Genomic DNA, 20,020 nt, shown 5'->3' with positions numbered 1-20,020 from the left:
TGATTGTCTGCGTTCCCGAAATGAGAGGGTCGGCCACACCGCACCCCGCTAGGCATGCCGACAGTACCTGCCTACAGGATACGCAACATGACGGCGAAACGCCCAAAAACCGCATCGCACCAAAAGTGGGCGCTTCGGGGTGGCGGCCATGCCATTTTAGTGCGCTCCGGGTGCCCTTATGCGCAATGATGGTGCTTACACAACGTTACCGACACCTTGCACTCTTCGTAACCCGCTGTTTTAAAAGCCATGACGAGAGACTGGCACACTGCCTGCCATGCCATGGGAGGCGTCGGTCAGCCTGATCAGGACCAGGGCGCAGCGCGCATCACGGCGGCCGTGCCCCCTGATGGGACGCCTTTCATGACATGTCCCGTGTCATCCGACTTCGTACCGGCGCGTGGTACTGACGCCGTCCAGACCCCGGCTGCAAGGATATAAACACATGAACGAACTTGTAGAAGTGCAGTACGCACTTGATACCTTTTACTTTCTGATCTGCGGTGCGCTGGTGCTGTGGATGGCCGCCGGCTTCTCGATGCTGGAAGCCGGCATGGTCCGGGCCAAGAACACCACCGAGATCCTGACCAAGAACATGGCGCTGTTTGCGATTGCCAGCACCATGTACATGCTCATCGGCTACCACATCGTCTATCTGGGCGATGGCGGCAGCATCCTGCCCGATTTCGGCTTTCTGATCGGTGCCGAAAACAGCGTGGACGGCGTGCTCTCGAGCGGGGGCGATACCTATTATGCCGCCCGCTCGGACTTCTTCTTTCAGGTGGTGTTCGTGGCCACCGCCATGTCGATCGTCTCCGGGGCCGTGGCCGAGCGCATGAAGCTCTGGTCCTTTCTGCTGTTTGCGGTGTTCATGACCGGTCTGATCTACCCGGTTCAGGCCTACTGGTCCTGGGGCGGCGGCTTTCTGGATGAAGCCGGTTTCAGCGATTACGCCGGTTCCGGCATCGTGCATCTGTGCGGTGCGGCCGCGGCACTGGCCGGCGTACTGGTACTGGGCCCCCGCAAGGGCAAATACGGCAAGAACGGCGCCATCAACGCCATTCCCGGCGCCAACATGCCGCTGGCCACGCTGGGCACCTTCATCCTGTGGCTGGGCTGGCTGGGCTTTAACGGCGGCTCGGAACTCAAGCTCTCCGACATCAGCAGCGCCAATGCCGTCGCCCAGGTCTTTGCCAATACCAATGCCGCGGCCAGCGGCGGCGTGATTGCCGCGCTGATCCTGGCCCGTCTGTGGTTTCGCAAGGCCGATCTCACCATGGGCCTCAACGGCGCGCTGGCCGGTCTTGTGGCCATCACCGCCGGCCCCTCGGCTCCGAGCATCCTGGCCGCCACCCTGGTCGGCGCCGTCGGCGGGCTGCTGGTGGTGTTCGCCATCGTGGCGCTCGACAAGCTGCGCATCGATGATCCGGTCGGCGCCATCTCGGTGCACGGCGTCGTCGGTATCTGGGGACTGCTGGCCGTGCCGCTGACCGATGATGCCGCCGGTTTTAGTGCGCAGCTGCTGGGCATGGCGGTGATCTTCATCTGGACCTTCGGGGCAAGCCTTGCCGTCTGGCTGGTCATCCGGCTGGTCATGGGGCTGCGCGTCAGCGAGGAGGAAGAGTATGAAGGCGTGGATGTCGCTGAATGCGGCCTGGAGGCCTATCCTGAATTCACCGGCGGCAAGCGCTAGGCGCTGTACGGCTCGGGCACCCCTGCGGGTGCCCCTGCCATGGGCTGGCGCATGAAGGCCGCCGCCACCATGGTCACATGGCAGCAGGATCTGGTCTCCGGGTGCAATCATGCTTTTTCAAACCGGCAACCGGCACTGTATGCTTGAGCGACAGGGGCGCCGGCCCTGCCCAAATCAAAGACGATCAGGTGAGGACACGAAAGATGAAACTGGTATCTGCCATCATCAAACCCTTCAAGCTTGACGACGTGCGTGAGTCCCTCTCGGAGGTCGGCGTACAGGGGATTACCGTCACGGAAGTCAAGGGCTTCGGTCGTCAGAAGGGCCATACCGAGCTCTATCGCGGCGCGGAGTACGTGGTCGACTTCCTGCCCAAGGTCAAGATCGAGGTGGCCGTGGACGATGCCATGGTCGATCAGATCATCGACGCCATCACCTCGGTGGCCAACACCGGCAAGATCGGTGATGGCAAGATCTTCGTGGCGCCGCTGGAGCAGGTCATCCGTATCCGTACCGGCGAGACCGGTCAGGACGCCGTCTGATCGTCGCCCGGGGTACGGCCATGAAAAAACCCGCCGATCGGCGGGTTTTTTTCATGATCATGTGACGCGGCTTACAGCGACAGGGCGTCGATGTCCGCACGCGCCGAACTGCGCGCCGTGCTGACCGCCTCCTCGCCCATGCCCAGCCCCTCGGCGTAGATGAACTCGATGTCGGTCATGCCGAGAAAGCCCAGGAAAGTGCGCAGATAGGGCGTGACCAGGTCCTGTTCGGTATCGCGGTGCAGCCCGCCCCGCGTGGTCAAAACGATGACGCGCTTGCCGGTGATAAAGCCTTCGGGGCCCTGCTCGGTGTAGCGAAAGGTGACCCCGGCCCGTGCCACGAAGTCACACCAGGTCTTGAGCTGGGTCGGGATATTGAAGTTATACATCGGCGCCGTGATGACGATGGTGTCATGATTCTTCAACTCCTCGACCAGCGTATCCGACAGCGCCAGCGCGTCCTCCTGAGCCGGTGTCGGCTCGGCCACGCTGCCACGCAGGGCGGCCATCAGCTCGGCGTCCAGCACCTCGACGGGCGTGGCGGCCAGGTCACGCACGGTGGCGCTGCCGGCGCCGTGACGGCTTTCGAAACGATCCATCAGATAGTCCGCCAGCTGGCTGGACTGGGAGTGTTCACCAAGAATGCTGGATTTGAGAATCAGTGCGTTTGACATGCGTTCATCCGGAAAAGTGGCGCCCAAAAGGCGAGTGGCGTGACTTTACAGGCTCATCAAATCGACTGTGAAGCGCAAACATTGCCGTTTTGCATTCGTTTTAATCGAATGGCGCGACCATCAAGGCCGCGCCTTTTGCGCCCCGTTGCCTACTTCTCGACGAAGGCGCGCTCGATGACGTAGTCGCCCGGCTCGCCCATGCGCGGCGAGATGGTAAAGCCCAGCTCGTCCAGCACCTGGCTGCTCTCCTCGAGCATCGCCGGGCTGCCGCAGATCATGGCGCGGTCGTGCTCGGGGTCCAGCTGCGGCAGACCAATATCGGCGGCCAGCTTGCCGGAGCGGATGTGATCGGTTAGTCGGCCCATGGTGTGGAAGTCCTCACGGGTGACGGTCGGGTAGTAGATCAGCTTGTCGCTGATCTCCTCGCCCAGAAACTCGTGATTGGGCAGGTCACGGGTAATGAATTCCTGATAGGCCAGCTCGCTGACGGTGCGCACGCCGTGAATCAGGATCACCTTGTCAAAGCGCTCGTAGGCTTCCGGGTCCTGAATCAGGCTTAGAAATGGCGCCAGCCCTGTGCCGGTGGAGAGCATGTAGAGATGGCGCCCTTCCTTCAGGTCATCGAGCACCAGCGTGCCGGTCGGCTTGCGGCTGACCAGCAGCGAATCGCCCACCTGCAGGTGCTGAAGCCTCGAGGTCAGCGGGCCGTCCTGCACCTTGATCGAAAAGAACTCCAGATGCTCTTCCCAGTTGGGGCTGGCGATCGAGTAGGCGCGCGTCAGCGGCTTGCCATCGACCTCGAGCCCGATCATCACGAACTGGCCGTTCTTGAAACGCAGGCTGTCCTCGCGGGTGGTGCAAAAGCTGAACAGCGAATCGTTCCAGTGATGAACGCTCAGGACTTCGGTGGTAGCAAACTTGCTGGACACGTTGGAGAACTCCCTGACAATGGGTCGCATTTGCAATGGATCAGTGCGCCCATTCTAGACATTGCGCCCGCGGGCGTCACGGCACGCGCGCGCCTTTGACACCAGTGAACGGGGTCGATGAGCCCACCAATAAAAGGGGCCAAACCAAAAGGGGCCACATCGAAATGTGGCCCCGGACCCTTTTGCAGCAGCGCTATTGGCTCAGACGGAATGCCCCGACCGTGGTCGCCAGCCGATGCGCCTGCTGATTGAGCGACTCGGCCGCCGCCGCCGACTGTTCGACCAGCGCCGCGTTCTGCTGGGTCATGTCATCCAGCTGGGTGATCGCCTGATTCACCTGACCGATACCGGTGGACTGCTCACCGGTGGCGCGGCTCAATTCATCGATCACCGTGCTCACCCGCTCGACCCGCTCGACGATCTCACCCATCGCGTGGCTGGCAGCATCCACCAGCTCCGAACCGCCAGTGGTTTCGTGACTCGAGGTGGTGATCAGCGCCTTGATGTCGGTCGCCGCCTGAGCACTGCGGTTGGCGAGATTGCGCACCTCCTGCGCCACCACCGCAAAGCCGCGACCCTGTTCGCCGGCCCGCGCCGCCTCGACCGAGGCGTTGAGCGCCAGCAGATTGGTCTGGAAGGCGATGCCGTCGATCACATCGACGATCGACTCGATCTTGCCCGAGGTTTCGCGAATGCGCGCCATGGTGGCCACTACACTATTCATCTGCTCGCCGCCGCTGCGGGCCATGGTGGCGGTTTCATGAGCCAGGCCGTTGGCCTCCTTCGTGGAGGTGGCCGAATGCTCGACGGTGCTGGTCAGCTCCTCCATCGCTGCCGCCGACTCTTCCAGATTGGCCGCGGTGGTTTCGGTACGCCGGGAAAGATCATGCCCGCCGGCCGAGATTTCGGCGGCGGCCAGCTGCACCGAATGACTCGAATCGCGAATATCGATCAGCACGGTTTCCATGCGATCAACGAACTGATTGAAGCCTTCCGCCAGCTGCGCCGGCTCATCGCGCCCCATCACCGGCAGGCGCTGGGTCAGATCGCCGTCACCATTGGCGATCTGGCGCATGCGCTCGGCCAGATGCTTGAGCGGCCGGGCGATGCGTCGGCCCACCAGCCAGATCGCGGCCAGCCCCAGCGCACTGACCAGCAGGCCCACCAGCGCCATGGTGACGAGCGCCTGATGCTGCTGATCCGCCAGCTCGCTTTGCAGCGCGTTGAAGTCGGCATAAACGGCGCTTTTGGGCACGCGCAGCAGCAGTTGCCAGCGGGCGGCCTCGCCGATGTCCACCGGCAGCTGCAGGCTCAGCTCCTCACCCACGGTGGTCATGATGGCGCGGTCGCTGCCGTTGACCAGCTGCCGTGTGGTGTCGGCGTCAAAGAATTGACCGGCCGGCCGACTCGGGCTGTTCGCATCGCCCGAGTAGCCCACAATGGTGCCGACGTCCGACACCAGCGCAATGCTGCCTGCGCCGTCATACAGGGTCTGATTGGCCTCCACGAGCAGGCCCTGGATGAAGTCCAGCGACAGATCCACCCCGGCACTGCCGCGAAACGCGCCGTTCACCATGATCGGCACGTTGAATGAGGTCACCAGCAGGGTCTGGCCGTTGTAGTCGTAGGGGTGCGGATCGGTCACGCAGGGGCGGCCGGTCTCGCGGGTGCACAGATAGTACTCGCCCTCGCGAATGCCGCTCTCCATCACGGTCTCGCTTTCCATCCCCTCGCCCAATGCCAGCACCTCGATGCTGCCGCTTTCGGTACGATACCACCAGGGCATGAAACGGCCGTCCGCGCCGTAGCCCCGCCCTGTCTGCCCCTGGTAATCGGCATCATTGTCGAAGGCGTTGGGCTCCCAGCCAATGAAGGCATCGAGCAGGTCGGGGTTATCGATCACGCGCTGGCGCACGATCCTGGACATCACCTCCCGGTCGATCGGCAACAGCGCCTCGCCCGTGGCCGGCTGCGCCATCATGGCGTTGGTATTGGCCAGCTCGGTGGCCGTTTGCAAAGCGCCGTCAAGACGGGCGCTGATATCGCTGGCCTGCGCCTCCCCCAGCGCCTGCAGACGGGCCTGAATGGCCTCGCTGAGCTGCGCTTCGGTACGGTCGGCGGTCTGCTGCTGGGTGCGGGTCATGGCGACCAGCGAATACAGCACCAGTACAACCACCACCGCCAGCAGACAGGCGCCGGCGGTGACGGTGACAAAATGACGAATGGATCTGAACTGCAGCATGATGGCTCACCATGGCTTTCAATGGCTGATAACAACCCCCGGATAGTCCGACCCGTCAGGTGATGCGGCTGAACCACCGGTCGTGCCTACAGGAGATAACGGCCCGACCGGACCGATCTTGATGGAGCGCGACCAAGGTTGCAGATGACATCAGTGTCGCCACCGCCGGTCACGCCGCCATGAAAAGGCCCCGGACGGTATACCGCCCGGGGCCTGTCAACAGCCACACTGCCGCCTGTCAGGACGCGGTATGCCCGCTCAGCCTGAAGGCACCCACCGTGGTAGCCAGTCGCTGCGCCTGCTGATTGAGCGATTCGGCCGCGGCGGCCGACTGCTCGACCAGGGCGGCATTCTGCTGGGTCATGTCATCGAGCTGGGTAATCGCCTGGTTGACCTGACCGATGCCGGTGGACTGTTCACCGGTGGCGCGGCTCAATTCATCGATCACCGTGCTGACACGCTCGACCCGCTCGACGATCTCGCCCATCGCCTGGCTGGTGGTCTCTACCAGCTCGGCGCCGCTGGTGGTTTCGTGACTCGAGGTCGTGATCAGCGCCTTGATGTCGGTGGCCGCCTGGGCACTGCGGTTGGCCAGATTGCGCACCTCCTGAGCCACCACCGCGAAGCCGCGACCCTGCTCACCGGCCCGCGCCGCCTCGACCGAGGCGTTCAGCGCCAGCAGGTTGGTCTGGAAGGCGATGCCGTCGATCACATCGACGATCGACTCGATCTTCCCGGAGGTCTCGCGAATGCGCGACATGGTCGCCACCACGTTATTCATCTGCTCGCCGCCGCCGCGGGCCATGGTCGCCGCTTCGTGAGCCAGGCCGTTGGCTTCCTTCGTGGAGGACGCCGAGTGTTCGACGGTACTGGTTAGCTCCTCCATCGCCGCCGCCGACTCTTCCAGGTTGGCCGCCGTGGTTTCGGTGCGCCGGGAGAGATCATGCCCACCCGAGGAGATTTCGGCCGCCGCCAGCTGCACCGAATGGCTTGAGTCGCGAATGTCGATCAGCACCGTCTCCATGCGATCGACGAACTGATTGAAGGCTTCCGCCAGCTGCGCCGGCTCGTCACGCCCCATGACCGGCAGGCGCTGGGTCAGATCACCATCGCCGTTGGCAATCTGGCGCATGCGCTCGGCCAGGTGTTTCAGCGGCCGGGCGATGCGTCGGCCCACCAGCCAGATCGCGGCCAGCCCCAGCGCACTGACCACGAGCCCCACCAGCGCCATGGTGACAAGTGCCTGACGCTGCTGGTCCGCCAGCTCGTCCTGCAGCGCATTGAAATCGGCATAGGCCGCGCTTTTGGGCACGCGCAGCAGCAGCTGCCAGCGGGCGCTGTCGCCGATATTGACCGGCAGCTGCAGGCTCAGATCATCGCCGCTGGTGGTCATGACGGCGCTGTCCACGCCGCCGGTCAACCGACGGGCCGTGGCGTCATCAAACATCTGCCCCGCCGGCTGGCCGGGGGACCGGGCGTCGCCCGAATAGCCCACAATGGTGCCGTTGGTCGAGACCAGCGCGATGCTGCCCGCCCCGTCGTAGAGCGTCTGGTTGGCATCCACGAGCATGCCCTGAATGAAGGCCAGCGACAGATCCACCCCGGCACTGCCACGAAAGGTGCCGTCCACCATGATCGGCACATTGAACGAGGTCACCAGAATGGTGGTGCCGTTGAAGTCATAGGGCGCCGGGTCGATCACGCAGGCACGGCCGGTCTCGCGCGGACACAGATAGTACTCCCCTTCACGAATGCCGTTGGGCTGGGTCGCTGTGCTCTCCATGGTGTCTCCCAGCCCGAGCACTGCCACGCTGCCCGACTCGGTGCGATACCACCAGGGCATGAAGCGACCGTTCTCGCCATACCCCAGCTCGGTCCGGCCCTGGTAGTCGGCATCGTTGTCGAAGGCGTTGGGCTCCCAGCCAATAAACGCATCGAGCAGCTCGGGGTTATCCACCACGCGCTGGCGCACGATACGCGACATGTCGCGACGATCGATGGCAAGCGTTGCTGTCCCCTCACTGCCCGGTGCCATCATGGCGTTGGTCTGCGCCAGCTCTTCGGCGATCTGCAAAGCGCCTTCCAGGTGCGCGCTGATGTCGCCGGCCTGTGCCCGACCCAGCGCCTGCAGGCGCGCTTCAATGGCATCCTCGAGCTGCGTCTGGGTACGATCGGCCGTCTGCTGCTGGGCGCGGGTCATGGCCACCAGCGAATACAGCACCAGCACGACCACCACCGCCAGCAGACAGGCGCCGGCGGTGACGGTGACAAAGTTACGAATGGACCTGAATTGCATCACGATGCACCACCATGGTGTGTCAGCCGGCCTGCTGCCAGGGCACCTGACCGCCGCTGATCAAGGATGGGGAGCCCTCGGATGTGACGGCCCCATGAGAGGAGATTAACGACGCGGTCGGGATCGGGCTTGAGGCCTGTGCGCTTTCCCGTATTAAAAAACGGCCCCGCAGGGCCGTTTTAAAACGATGGCTTCAGGCGGGCGTTCGTTCGCTGAGCCGGAACACACCGATGATCCGTGTCAGTCGCTGCGCCTCCTGAGAGAGCGAATCCGAAGCGGCCGCGGACTCCTCGACCAGAGCGGCGTTTTCCTGGGTCATCTGATCCAGCTGCGTGACGGCCTGATTGACCTGGGAGATCCCGGTATTCTGCTCGCTGGCCGCGGTGGTGACCTCGTTGATCAGGTCATTGACCCGCTTGATCTGATGCACGATATCTTCCATGCGCTCGCCGGCCCTCTGGACCAGCGCCTGGCCATTGGTGGTTTTCTCCACCGAGCCGTCGATGAGTTGCTTGATGTCCCGAGCGGCCTGGGTACTGCGATTGGCCAGGCTTCGCACCTCCTGCGCCACCACCGCAAAGCCGCGCCCCTGCTCACCGGCCCGCGCGGCCTCGACGGAGGCATTGAGTGCCAGCAGATTGGTCTGAAAGGCGATCGAGTCGATGACCTCGATAATGCTGGCCATTTCGCCCGATGAGGTGCTGATGTCATTCATGGTGCCGACCACCTCGCTCATGACCTGCCCGCCCTCCTCGGCCGCCTGCGTGGCCTGAGCGGTAAGCTGTGCGGCATGGCGCGAGGATTCGGTGGAATTGGCCACCGTACTGGTCAGCTGCTCCATGGCGGCCGCCGACTGCTCGAGGCTTGCAGCGGTGGTCTCGGTGCGCCGGGACAGGTCCATGCTGCCGGTCGAGATCTCGGAGGAGGCCATGCGCACGTTCTCGCTGCTGTCGCGCACGTCGCTCATGACGTGATCGATACGATCGACAAAGCGGTTGAACGAGCGGGCAATCTGGTTGACCTCGTCATCGCGGCTCGACAGCGGCAGCCGCTGGGTCAGATCCCCCTCGCCCTCGCTGACGGCCTGCATCGCATCGCGCACCTCATGCATGCGGCGGAAAATCGGCGTCAGCAGCGCCCAGATCAACAGCGCAGCAAGAATCCCCACCACCGCCAGGGCCACGATGGTGGTTTTGACCAGGCTCGTCATACCGGCCATGGCCTCGTCACGATCCAGTGCCATGACCAGCGTCCAGTGGGTGCCCTCGATCGGCGCCGCCGACACAAGAACGTCCTGCCCCTGCAGGGTCATCTCGCGCAGCCGGTCCGAACCGGTCATCCGTGACAGGGCATCGGGCGTCAGGCCGGCATCCAGCTCGGTGGCCGGCTTCAGAATCAGCGATCTGTCGGCATGAGCGATCATGGTGCCGTCAGCGTTGACCATGAAGGCGTAGCTGTTCGGCGTGGGATCAACCCCGTTGACGGTATTGATGACGCTTTCCATGCCCACATCGGAGCTGACCACACCGACCGTCCGGCCCTCCCGCACGATGGGCGCGGCAAAGGAGACCACCATCCGGCCGGAAGAGGCATCCAGGTAGGGCAGCGTGGCGATGGTGTGGTCGGCGGCCAGGGCCTGCTGATACCAGGGGCGCTGGGTCGGCCGGTAAGTCGGCGGGATCTCCCAGTCCACGTCGCTGGTGATATAGCGATCGTCGCTGAAGCCGGCATAGACCGTGATCATGTCGCCGGCATCAGCGGCCAGGACAAACCGCGACAGGGCATTCTCGGTCAGCGCCTGACGGCCGGCGGCTTCCACCACGGCCTTTTTGGACTGACTCCAGTCACTGATGGCCATGGTATAGCCTTCGGCGACTTCCGCCTGTGAGCGGGTCATGGACTGGGTGTTGTACTGGCTGGTGACGTAGTACGTGGCGACGCCGGTCAGCGTCAGGGCCAGCAGCACGATGATCAGACAGAACACCAGAATGCGGGTACGAATGGAAGTCAACACGGAAGGGTCTCTTGTCGTTGGCGAGAAGCTGTACAGCACGGCTGTCGTGTCATAACGGCACCGACCGCTTCCCGCTTGACCCCGACCGGACGTCATCAAGGATGCCCGATACGGCGTCGCCGTACCGGGGTCCGAGCGCGGCACACTCTCAGGACACGCCGCGCTCGCGCAGCCTGAAGGCGCCCACCGTGGTCGCCAGTCGCTGCGCCTGCTGATTGAGCGACTCGGCCGCGGCGGCCGACTGCTCGACCAGCGCGGCGTTCTGCTGGGTCATGTCATCGAGCTGGGTAATCGCCTGATTCACCTGACCGATGCCGGTGGACTGTTCACCGGTGGCGCGGCTCAATTCATCGATCACCGTGCTGACACGCTCGACCCGCTCGACGATCTCGCCCATCGCCTGGCTGGTCGTTTCTACCAGCTCGGCGCCGCTGGTGGTTTCGTGACTCGAGGTGGCAATCAGCGCCTTGATGTCGGTCGCCGCCTGGGCGCTGCGGTTGGCCAGATTGCGCACCTCCTGGGCGACCACCGCGAAGCCGCGACCCTGCTCACCGGCCCGCGCCGCCTCGACCGAGGCGTTCAGCGCCAGCAGGTTGGTCTGGAAGGCGATGCCGTCGATCACATCGACGATCGACTCGATCTTCCCGGAGGTCTCGCGAATGCGCGACATGGTCGCCACCACGTTATTCATCTGCTCGCCGCCGCCGCGGGCCATGGTGGCCGCCTCATGGGCCAGACCGTTGGCCTCTTTCGTGGACGTCGCCGAGTGCTCGACGGTGCTGGTCAGCTCCTCCATGGCGGCGGCCGACTCTTCCAGACTGGCCGCCGTCTGTTCGGTGCGCCGGGAGAGATCATGCCCGCCCGAGGAGATTTCGCCGGCGGCGTTCTCGACCTGGCTCGAGGCATCGCGAATCTCGATCAGCGTGTCGTTCATGCGATCGGCAAAGGCGTTGAACGCCGTGGCAATGGCGGCAATCTCGTCACGCCCTTCAACCGGCAGACGCCGGGTCAGATCACCCTCGCCGCTGGCGACGTTCTCCATCGCCTCGCGCGCGCGACGCAGGCGGGCCAGCACCGGTTTGAGCGCCAGCCACAGCACCAGTGCCGCCACCAGCGTACTGATCAAGAGCGCCGCCAGCGTGGTGTTGCGAATCGAGGCCAGCCCCGCCAGCGCGTCACTGCGATCCAGGGCAATATTGAGCTGCCAGTCCATGCCCGGGATGGGGGTGGCCGCAAGCAGGTAGTCATGACCGTCGATGTCCACTTCGGTGAGAGCGTCGCGACGCGCCATGTCCGCCAGTGCCGACGGCGTCAGGGAAGCCGCCATGTCGGTGGCGGGCTCGAGGATGCGCTCGGCATCGGCGTGGACGATCACCCGGCCGGCGGCATCGGTAATGAAGACCAGACTCGATGGGGTCGGCCGGAGTTTCAAAATCTGCGCACTGACCTGATCCATGACCGCATCCGCCGCCACCACCGCCGTGGTCTGCCCGTCTGCCGCGACCGGCGTGGCAAAGGTCACCACCAGTCCCCCGGAGGTGGCATCGATATAGGGCTCGGTGACCACGGTACGCCCGGCCGCCGCAGCGCTTTGATACCAGTCCCGCTCGGTGGCGACATAGTCCGCCGGCGCCTCCCACTGATCGGAAAACAGGGTGCGGCCATCGCGCCAGGCCACATAGGTGGCCAGCAGACCACCGGCGTCGTTGCCCTTGACCAGCCCGGCCATCGCATCGCCATCGTCCAGGTGACGGGCGATCGACTCGACAATGCGGCGACGCGCCTCGAACCACTGCGCCATGGCGTCGGCGCCACTGCCGCCCAGCGCCGCCACGCTGTGACGGGTTTCCTCGAGCTGGGCGGCGCGACTGGCCACATAGATGGTGCCGCCGGTGACCACCAGTGCCGTGATCACCAGGGCAATACAGATCAATTGAAGACGGGTGCCGATGGAGCGCCGCATGAGAAAGGCCTTCTGTTGCATCATGAACCGAAAAGATTCATTGATTAACGACATTACAGGCCTGTCACTTGAGCGGGCACGCTCCTCTGGAAATGCCTGGAGGGAAAAGACCCGCCGGGTGCCAGGGACCCGGCAGGCTATCAGTCTTCGGCCAGGCCGGCCGGCAGGGAGAGGCGCTCACACTGCGCGCGGGTCAGTGTTTCCAGAAGGCGTGACTGCACGTCGCCGCCCATGCCGGGGTCGCTGGCCAGCTGCTTGCGGTAGCGCCCCACCAGCTGATAGACGCCATCACGCATGGGCGCCGGCACGAAGCGCAGGCCGGCTCCTGCCGACCAGGGGGGCTGCAGCGACTGCGCCGTGCGCCAGAGCCCGTCGCTGTCGCGATGCAGGGCGCCGTCGCGGATCAGCCACATGCTGTCGAGATCATCGGCATCCTCGCCGAAGTGCGCGCCCAGCCGATGGCCCAGGGGGGACTGCAGGGTCACCAGACCGGTCACCGGCGTCGCCTCGCGGGCAATGATAAAGTGCACCGCACGGCGACACAGCGGGCAGTCGCCGTCAAACACCACCAGCTGACCCGGCCAGTCCGGATCAGCTGGCGGGGCGGTGGTGCTATTGCTGGTGGTACCGGGGGCTGAGTTCATGCAGTGCCTCGATGAAGGCCTGGACATTCTCGATCGGCGTGAACTGGGAGATGCCGTGGCCCAGATTGAACACGTGACCGTTGCCCGGGCCATAGCTTTCCAGAATGCGGGCGACCTCGTCGCGGATCACCTGCGGCGAGCCGAACAGCGCCGACGGGTCGAGATTGCCCTGCAGCGCGACCCTGTCGCCCACGCGGGCCCGGGCGTCACCCATCTCGGTGGTCCAGTCCAGCCCCACGCCGTCGGCACCGATGTCGGCGATGCTTTCCAGCCACTGACCACCGTTTTTGGTAAAGACGATCACCGGTACGCGGCGGCCATCGTGCTCACGGATCAGGCCGCGCACGATCTTCTCCATGTAGGCCAGCGAGAAAGCCTTGTAGGCCGGCGTGGACAGCGCCCCGCCCCAGGTGTCAAAGATCTGTACCGCCTGGGCGCCGGCACGAATCTGGGCGTTGAGATAGTCGGTGACGGCGGTGGCCAGCGTGTCCAGCAGCTGATGCAGCGCCGCCGGATCGCCGTAGAGCAGTCCCTTGATGTGGCGGAAGTCCTTGCTGGGACCGCCTTCCACCATGTAGGTGGCCAGCGTCCAGGGGCTGCCCGTAAAGCCGATCAGCGGCACGCGACCGTTGAGTTCACGACGGATGGTCGAGACGGCGTTCATGACATAGTCGAGATCGCGCTCGGCATCGGGCGCCTTCAGGGCATTGATGGCCGCCGCGTCCCGGACCGGGCGCTTGAACATCGGCCCTTCCCCCGGCTCGAAGTAAAGCCCCAGATCCATCGCATCGGGAATGGTGAGGATGTCGGAGAATAAAATGGCCGCATCCAGGTCAAAGCGTTCCAGCGGCTGCAGGGTCACCTCACAGGCCATGTCCCGATTGCGACACAGATCCATGAAGCTGCCCGCCTGCTGACGCACCCTGAGATATTCGGGCAGATAGCGCCCGGCCTGGCGCATCATCCAGACCGGTGTACGGTCAACGTCCTGGTGCGCCAGGGCGCGCAAAAAGCGATCATTTTCGAGAGTCATGCAGACAAGATCATCCGGCGGCAAAATGTCGCTTCATTGTAGCTCAGACAGCACGGCTGCAGGAGAGGTCATCATGGTGCAATATAATCGGTGACGCCCCTGCTGCGAGCGCTGACCGGGCGCCGCGTCCTGCGCGTAGATAAATGCAACCTGCCCTGCCAGGCTACGCTTTGGCAGCCATGGGATGGCTCACCAATACTTCATGAGGTTACCGTGACGATCAGATTTATCGCCAGTTCTCGTCTGCCCATGCCCTGGGCCACGTTTACCATGCATGGCTTCGAGGATGACGAGACCGGCAAGGATCATGTTGTCCTCACCCTGGGCGATGTGGCCGATGGCGAGCCCGTTCTCGGCCGGGTGCACTCCGAGTGCCTGACCGGTGATGCCCTGTTTTCGATGCGCTGTGACTGCGGCTATCAGCTTCAGACCGCGCTCAAGCGCATCGCCGAGGAGGGCCGCGGGGCGCTTTTGTACCTGCGTCAGGAAGGCCGCGGCATCGGGCTGATGAACAAGATTCGCGCCTATCACCTGCAGGACGGCGGCGCCGATACGGTCGAGGCCAACGAGGCGCTGGGCTTTGACGCCGACATGCGCCGCTATGACCTCTGCATCCCGATGCTTGAACAGCTGGGCATCGCCCGGCTGCGACTGATGACCAACAACCCGCGCAAGGTCATTGCCCTGCAGCAGGCAGGTATCGAAATCAGCGAGCGCGTGCCGCTGACCACCGGGCTGAATGCCCACAACGAGCAGTATCTGTCGACCAAGGCCGGCAAGCTCGGCCACATGATGGCCCTCGATGAGTTCGAGACCGCCAGCCACGTGGATCGCGAACGCCCCTGAACCGGACTCGCCCCTTCGAACGCCCCGGCGATGCGCCGGGGAAAAACGGCCCGGCCGGGATGGCGCGGCAAGGACAGCGAAGACCACGCCACCGGGGCTGACACACGGTCCGACAGCGCCGGGCAGGGCCATGCCCACCGCCAGATTCAGCGCCCGAAGCGGGTCCAGACTGTAGCGCACCAGCAAGGGCGCCCCGACACTCGAGCCCACCTGTAACGGCGTCACGTCCCCCGGCCGCCGCCCGGTATCGCCGGCGCCCGATGGGCAGCCGGCACGCCATGCTGGTCATGCCGACAGCGATTGCCCATAACGACACGGCCTGCTGACCGCTGCCGATGCGTTATGCTCGGCCCCGATAAGTCGACCACAACAACATGACCACAAGCGAGAGAGGGAATGGACACACCGCGCCACCAGACCACCATGACCGTGCTGATGACCCCGAACATGGCCAACTTTTCCGGCAAGGTTCACGGCGGCACGCTGCTGAAGTATCTCGATGAGGTGGCCTACGCCTGCGCCAGCCGCTGGGCCGGCCACTATGTGGTGACGCTGTCGGTGGATCAGGTCATGTTTCGCCAGCCCATCCATGTCGGTGAACTGGTCACCTTCCTGGGCTCGGTCAACTACACCGGACGCTCGTCGATGGAGATCGGCATCAAGGTGATCGCCGAGGATATCCGCGCCGGGGTGGTCCGCCATACCAACAGCTGCTACTTCACCATGGTGGCGGTCGATGATGACGGCAAATCCGTCGAGGTGCCCCAGCTCGAACCGGCCACCGACGTCGAGCGCCAGCGCTTTGAATCGGGGCTGAGGCGTCGCGAGCTGCGTCGTGAGATGGAGCAGCGCTTTCATGACATACGACATCAAAAAAGCGCTCAATAACCCCGGCCGTCGCCGGGGCGCGGCCGGGGTCACCCCTGGCCGCGGGCCTGCTGAATGCGCTCGTAGGCGTTGCTGATCTCGCTGGTACGCTGCTCGGCCATGCGCCGCATGCTGTCGGGCATGCCCTTGCCGGCGAGCTTGTCGGGGTGGTTCTGGCTCATCAGCTTGCGATAGGCGCGCTTGATCTCGGCATCGGTGGCCTCGGACGACACCCCCAGCACCTGATAGGCCTCGTCCAGCGGCTGGGCGCTCTCCTGCGTCCCGCCGCCGCTGGCAGCGGCGTTGAGCATCGCTTCCAGCTGCGACAGCTCCTCCTGTGAGCAGCCCAGTCCCTGTGCCACGCGCAGCAGCATGTCGCGCTCGGCCTGCTCGACCTGACCATCGGCGGCCAGCGCCACCAGCTGCACCTGGAAAAAGACCTGCAACAGCCCGCGCTGCGCACCGACAATCCGGCGCAGGGCGGCCAGCTCGGTTTCCAGATCGAAATCCTGTCGCTGGCCGCGCTCGAAATCGGCACGGGCCTTGTCACGCTGGGCATCGTTGAGATTGAGCCGGTCAAAGACCGCCTCGGCACTCTGACGCTGGCGGTCGGAGACCTCGCCGTTGGCCATGCTCATGGCGCCCATGACCGAGAAGGTGGCGGAGAGAAAACGGGTCTGGCGCTCGGCCAGCTTGCCAATCAGCCTGGCGCGCAGCCAGCGCACCAGCACATAGCCCAGCAGGCCCCCGATCAGGAGGCCGGGCAGCCGGGCCACGGCGTAGCCGATCATGGCGGCAATGAAGATAACGATCAGCATGAGGCGGTTCTATTTCCGGTTGATGGGGGGAGTCAGCGATCCAGGCGCCGGCGAATCGACGCCTCGATGCCCTCGGCATCCAGCCCGCATTCGGCCAGCAGCTCGCCCGGCGTGCCGTGCTCGATGAAATGATCGGGAATGCCCAGATGCAAAAGGGACGTGCGCATGCCGGAGGCCGCCAGCAGCTCGCCCACGCCGCTGCCGGCACCGCCGGCGATCACGTTCTCTTCAAGCGTCACGACCAGACCATGCTCTGTTGCCGCGGCCAGTACGGCCTCGCTGTCCAGCGGCTTCACAAAGCGCATGTCGTAGACCGTGGCATCGAGGCGCTCGGCGACCTCGAGGGCCGGCGTCAGCAGGCTGCCAAAGACCAGCAGAACCACACCCTCATCGCCCGTTTGACCCTCGCGCCGGAGGTCGGCGCGGCCGATCTCGAGTGGTTCGAGCCCCGGCTCGAAGGCGGCGCCCGGACCGGTCCCGCGGGGATAGCGCACCGCCGCCGGGCCCTCGTACTGATAGGCGGTGGTCAGCATGCGATAGCACTCGCGTTCGTCACTGGGCGCCATGATCACCATGCCGGGCACGCAGCGCAGATAGGAGAGATCCAGCGCGCCGTGGTGAGTCGCGCCATCCTCGCCGACCAGGCCGGCACGGTCGATGGCAAAGGTGACATCGAGGCCCTGGACGGCGACATCATGAATCAGTTGGTCATAGCCGCGCTGCAGGAAGGTGGAGTAGATCGCCACCACCGGCTTGACGTCCTCACAGGCCATGCCGGCCGCCAGCGTTACCGCGTGCTGCTCGGCGATCGCCACATCGTAGTAGCGCTCCGGGTACTCCTTCGAGAAGCGAATCATGTCGGAGCCTTCGCGCATGGCCGGCGTGATGCCGATCAGGCGCGGATCAAGGCTGGCGGTATCGCACAGCCACTCACCGAAGACGTTGCAGAACTTGAGCTTTTTCGGCGCGGGCACCGGCGGCGCCTCGACCTTGTCCTTTTCGAGCTTGGTGATGGCGTGATAGCCGATCGGGTCGCCCTCGGCCGGCTCGAAGCCCTTGCCCTTGCGGGTGACGATGTGCAAAAACTGCGGCCCCTTGCGGTTTTTCAGTTCGCGCAGGGTGCGGATCAGAAGCGGCAGATCGTGACCGTCGATGGGGCCGACATAGTTGAATCCCATCTCCTCGAACAGCGTGGCGGGCGTGAGCATGCCCTTGACGTGCTCTTCGGTGCGCCGGGCGATATCCAGCGCGCCGGGCAGATGCGACAGCACCCGCTTGCTGCCCTCGCGCGCGGCCACATAGGGACCGCTGTTGAGGATGCGCGCCAGATAGGTGGCCATGCCGCCGACGTTTTCCGAGATCGACATCTCGTTGTCGTTGAGCACTACCAGCATGTTGGCATCGACGTGGCCGGCATGGGCCAGCGCTTCGAACGCCATGCCGGCGGTCAGGGCGCCGTCGCCGATGATGGCGCACACGCGCCGGCTGTCGCCGCGGGTGCGCGCCGCCAGCGCCATGCCCAGTGCCGCCGAAATGGAGGTGCTGGAGTGGCCCACGCCAAAGGTGTCATAGGGCGACTCCTCGCGACGCGGGAAGGCCGCCAGCCCCTGATAGCGGCGCATGGAGTCCATCGACTCGCGCCGCCCGGTCAGAATCTTGTGCGGGTAGGTCTGGTGCCCCACATCCCACACCAGCCGGTCGTGCGGGGTGTTGTACTGCTGATGCAGCGCGACGGTCAGCTCGATGACGCCGAGGCCGGCGCCAAAGTGACCGCCCGTGCAGCCGACACTGTAGAGCAGATAGGCCCTGAGCTCGTCGGCCAGACGCGAGAGCTGCTGCTCATCGAGACTGCGCAGATCAGAGGGCGCTTCGATGCGATCAAGCAGCGGCGTGGCCGGTCTTTGTGTGGGGATATCGTCAAACAGCTTCATAGCGCCTCAATGGCCTGTCAGGATCCTGTCCCTGGTCCTGTTGTATCCGGGGACATCGAGAATGTCTTTCCGGCGCGCGGGCCGGGGGCGTCTCAGTGATCGCGCTCGATCATGTAGCGGGCAAGGGCTGCCAGCGTGTCGCCGCGCTCGCCCAGCGGCGCCAGGGCCGCCAGCGCCTGATCGAGCAGCGCCTGCGCCCGGTATTGCGCCTCTTCCAGCCCCAGCAGGGCCGGATAGGTCGGCTTGTCGCGCAGCGCATCGGCCCCCTGGGTCTTGCCCAGCACCTCGGTGGAGCCGGTCACATCCAGAATGTCGTCCTGAATCTGGAAGGCAAGGCCAATGGCGCGGGCGTACTCGCCAAGCGCCTGCAGCTGCACCGGCTGTACGTTCGGGGCGGCCAGCGCCCCCAGTGACAGCGCGGCCTCGATCAGCGCGCCGGTCTTGTGATGGTGAATGGCCATCAGTGCCTCGACATCGAGCTGACGGCCCACGGCGTCCAGATCCAGCGCCTGGCCGCCGGCCATGCCGGCGCGTCCGGCGCAGCGGGCAAGCGTTGCCACCATCTCGGCCGCGCGCGGCTGTCCGGTATCGGCCAGTACTTCGAACGCCAGCGTCTGCAGGGCATCACCGGCCAGCAGCGCCGTGGCCTCGTCAAAGGCGCGGTGGCAGGTGGGGCGCCCGCGACGCAGGTCATCGTCATCCATGCAGGGCAGATCGTCATGCACGAGCGAATAGGCGTGAATCAGCTCGATGGCGACCGCCGGGGCGTCCAGCGCCACCTCGTTGGCATCCAGCGCCTGACCGGCGGCATACACCAGAATGGCGCGCAGCCGTTTGCCCCCGCCCAGCACGCTGTAGCGCATGGCCTCTTCCAGTCGGACAGCCCGGGCAGGCGCCGCATTTTCCAGCACCGTGCCCAGCTGCGTCTCGACCCGGTCGCGCAGCGTCGTCATCAGCGCGCCGACATCCACCCCCGCGGTGTCCACAGTCATCGTTCACCCATCATGCGTCGTTGTCTCGCGATTGATCGTCCGGCAGCGACGACGTCAGTGTACCGTCCTCCTGCGCCAGCAGCTGCTGTACCCGCAGCTCGGCCTGCTCGAGCCGGGCGCGGGCGTCGCGCACCAGCACGATGCCGCGCTCGAAATCCTCCAGCGAGGCTTCAAGGCTCAGATCGCCCGACTCGAGGCGTCTGACCAGGGTTTCAAGCGAGGCCAGCGTGCCAGCGAAGTCGGACGGTGTCTGTGCCGCGGCCGTTGATGATGTCGCCGCGGCCTGATCGCTGTCGTGAGCGGACCCGGACCGTTGTATCATGCGTCAATCCTGTAAGCGCCGGTATATGGCGTGAAATCCAGAGTGTCGGCAGACGGTAACGCCCCGACAGCCTGCAAGTATACACATCCGTCATGCGTTTGACGCCGCCCGACGCGCCGGTCGGGACAGACCGGAACGCCCGCCCGGGCGCCATCACATGCACCGGATTCATCCACAGGCCCCGGACGTTTCAGGGCACCCCGCCGTGGCGGGC

General features: G+C 64.9%; 16 protein-coding genes. 4 read left to right on the top strand and 12 right to left on the bottom strand.

Features of this window, described 5'->3' with window-relative positions; all coding sequences use genetic code 11:
* The first annotated feature begins 445 nt into the window (after positions 1-445).
* Both M1D97_RS01385 and glnK read left to right on the top strand, forming a co-directional pair.
* Positions 446-1,693 carry an ammonium transporter gene (locus M1D97_RS01385; RefSeq protein WP_456268954.1) on the top strand — a complete coding sequence of 416 codons (1,248 nt, stop codon included), beginning with the start codon at positions 446-448 and terminating at the stop codon, positions 1,691-1,693.
* Positions 1,694-1,896: 203 nt separating this feature from the next.
* The gene (glnK, locus tag M1D97_RS01380; protein WP_456268953.1) at positions 1,897-2,235 is read left to right on the top strand and encodes a P-II family nitrogen regulator; all 339 of its coding nucleotides are present in this window, start codon (positions 1,897-1,899) and stop codon (positions 2,233-2,235) included.
* 71 nt (positions 2,236-2,306) lie between these two features.
* On the opposite strand, the gene M1D97_RS01375 is transcribed toward glnK, so the two are convergent.
* The 8 genes from M1D97_RS01375 to hemE form a co-directional block, all read right to left on the bottom strand.
* Positions 2,307-2,909 carry an FMN-dependent NADH-azoreductase gene (locus M1D97_RS01375; RefSeq protein ID WP_456268952.1) on the bottom strand — a complete coding sequence of 201 codons (603 nt, stop codon included), beginning with the start codon at positions 2,907-2,909 and terminating at the stop codon, positions 2,307-2,309.
* Positions 2,910-3,058: 149 nt separating this feature from the next.
* On the bottom strand, positions 3,059-3,868 hold the full coding sequence (locus tag M1D97_RS01370; protein ID WP_456268951.1) for a ferredoxin--NADP reductase: 810 nt from the start codon (positions 3,866-3,868) through the stop codon (positions 3,059-3,061).
* Positions 3,869-4,031: 163 nt separating this feature from the next.
* Positions 4,032-6,080: a methyl-accepting chemotaxis protein gene (locus M1D97_RS01365; RefSeq protein WP_456268950.1), complete on the bottom strand. Its 2,049-nt coding sequence runs from the start codon at positions 6,078-6,080 to the stop codon at positions 4,032-4,034.
* Between the two features lie 238 nt (positions 6,081-6,318).
* Positions 6,319-8,376, bottom strand: coding sequence for a methyl-accepting chemotaxis protein (locus tag M1D97_RS01360; RefSeq protein WP_456268949.1), 2,058 nt, complete (start codon positions 8,374-8,376; stop codon positions 6,319-6,321).
* Positions 8,377-8,569: 193 nt separating this feature from the next.
* On the bottom strand, positions 8,570-10,390 hold the full coding sequence (locus tag M1D97_RS01355; RefSeq protein WP_456268948.1) for a methyl-accepting chemotaxis protein: 1,821 nt from the start codon (positions 10,388-10,390) through the stop codon (positions 8,570-8,572).
* Between the two features lie 148 nt (positions 10,391-10,538).
* Positions 10,539-12,377, bottom strand: coding sequence for a methyl-accepting chemotaxis protein (locus M1D97_RS01350; RefSeq protein WP_456268947.1), 1,839 nt, complete (start codon positions 12,375-12,377; stop codon positions 10,539-10,541).
* A gap of 116 nt (positions 12,378-12,493) precedes the next feature.
* Positions 12,494-12,997, bottom strand: coding sequence for a thiol-disulfide oxidoreductase DCC family protein (locus tag M1D97_RS01345; protein WP_456268946.1), 504 nt, complete (start codon positions 12,995-12,997; stop codon positions 12,494-12,496).
* Positions 12,966-14,030: a uroporphyrinogen decarboxylase gene (gene hemE, locus M1D97_RS01340; RefSeq protein WP_456268945.1), complete on the bottom strand. Its 1,065-nt coding sequence runs from the start codon at positions 14,028-14,030 to the stop codon at positions 12,966-12,968. Before hemE ends, M1D97_RS01345 begins: the two co-directional genes overlap by 32 nt.
* 213 nt (positions 14,031-14,243) lie before the next feature.
* Here hemE and ribA point away from each other — a divergent pair, with 213 nt between their 5' ends.
* Together ribA and M1D97_RS01330 are read left to right on the top strand one after the other, a co-directional pair.
* Entirely contained in the window at positions 14,244-14,876 is a 633-nt protein-coding gene (ribA, locus tag M1D97_RS01335; protein WP_456268944.1) for a GTP cyclohydrolase II, read from the top strand.
* Between the two features lie 396 nt (positions 14,877-15,272).
* Positions 15,273-15,764, top strand: coding sequence for an acyl-CoA thioesterase (locus M1D97_RS01330; RefSeq protein ID WP_456268943.1), 492 nt, complete (start codon positions 15,273-15,275; stop codon positions 15,762-15,764).
* 29 nt (positions 15,765-15,793) lie between these two features.
* Here M1D97_RS01330 and djlA read toward each other — a convergent pair whose 3' ends face one another.
* The 4 genes from djlA to xseB all read right to left on the bottom strand — a co-directional run bounded on the left by djlA (position 15,794) and on the right by xseB (position 19,806).
* Complete coding sequence (gene djlA, locus M1D97_RS01325) at positions 15,794-16,561, bottom strand: co-chaperone DjlA (protein ID WP_456268942.1); 768 nt, start codon at positions 16,559-16,561, stop codon at positions 15,794-15,796.
* A 32-nt stretch (positions 16,562-16,593) separates the two neighbouring features.
* Positions 16,594-18,492 carry a 1-deoxy-D-xylulose-5-phosphate synthase gene (gene dxs / locus M1D97_RS01320; protein WP_456268941.1) on the bottom strand — a complete coding sequence of 633 codons (1,899 nt, stop codon included), beginning with the start codon at positions 18,490-18,492 and terminating at the stop codon, positions 16,594-16,596.
* Positions 18,493-18,584: 92 nt separating this feature from the next.
* The gene (ispA, locus tag M1D97_RS01315; RefSeq protein ID WP_456268940.1) at positions 18,585-19,484 is read right to left on the bottom strand and encodes a (2E,6E)-farnesyl diphosphate synthase; all 900 of its coding nucleotides are present in this window, start codon (positions 19,482-19,484) and stop codon (positions 18,585-18,587) included.
* Positions 19,485-19,494: 10 nt separating this feature from the next.
* Positions 19,495-19,806: an exodeoxyribonuclease VII small subunit gene (gene xseB / locus M1D97_RS01310; RefSeq protein WP_456268939.1), complete on the bottom strand. Its 312-nt coding sequence runs from the start codon at positions 19,804-19,806 to the stop codon at positions 19,495-19,497.
* Positions 19,807-20,020 lie beyond the last annotated feature (214 nt).

Source organism: Kushneria sp. AK178 (genome assembly GCF_053903105.1).
This window is presented reverse-complemented; position numbering and strand designations above follow the sequence as displayed.

Coding starts and splice junctions, on each gene's coding strand:
- M1D97_RS01385 (WP_456268954.1), top strand. CDS start 446: ATGAACGAACTTGTAGAAGTGCAGTACGCACTTGATACCTTTTACTTT.
- glnK (WP_456268953.1), top strand. CDS start 1,897: ATGAAACTGGTATCTGCCATCATCAAACCCTTCAAGCTTGACGACGTG.
- M1D97_RS01375 (WP_456268952.1), bottom strand. CDS start 2,909: ATGTCAAACGCACTGATTCTCAAATCCAGCATTCTTGGTGAACACTCC.
- M1D97_RS01370 (WP_456268951.1), bottom strand. CDS start 3,868: ATGCGACCCATTGTCAGGGAGTTCTCCAACGTGTCCAGCAAGTTTGCT.
- M1D97_RS01365 (WP_456268950.1), bottom strand. CDS start 6,080: ATGCTGCAGTTCAGATCCATTCGTCATTTTGTCACCGTCACCGCCGGC.
- M1D97_RS01360 (WP_456268949.1), bottom strand. CDS start 8,376: ATGCAATTCAGGTCCATTCGTAACTTTGTCACCGTCACCGCCGGCGCC.
- M1D97_RS01350 (WP_456268947.1), bottom strand. CDS start 12,377: ATGATGCAACAGAAGGCCTTTCTCATGCGGCGCTCCATCGGCACCCGT.
- M1D97_RS01345 (WP_456268946.1), bottom strand. CDS start 12,997: ATGAACTCAGCCCCCGGTACCACCAGCAATAGCACCACCGCCCCGCCA.
- hemE (WP_456268945.1), bottom strand. CDS start 14,030: ATGACTCTCGAAAATGATCGCTTTTTGCGCGCCCTGGCGCACCAGGAC.
- M1D97_RS01330 (WP_456268943.1), top strand. CDS start 15,273: ATGGACACACCGCGCCACCAGACCACCATGACCGTGCTGATGACCCCG.
- djlA (WP_456268942.1), bottom strand. CDS start 16,561: ATGCTGATCGTTATCTTCATTGCCGCCATGATCGGCTACGCCGTGGCC.
- dxs (WP_456268941.1), bottom strand. CDS start 18,492: ATGAAGCTGTTTGACGATATCCCCACACAAAGACCGGCCACGCCGCTG.
- ispA (WP_456268940.1), bottom strand. CDS start 19,484: ATGACTGTGGACACCGCGGGGGTGGATGTCGGCGCGCTGATGACGACG.
- xseB (WP_456268939.1), bottom strand. CDS start 19,806: ATGATACAACGGTCCGGGTCCGCTCACGACAGCGATCAGGCCGCGGCG.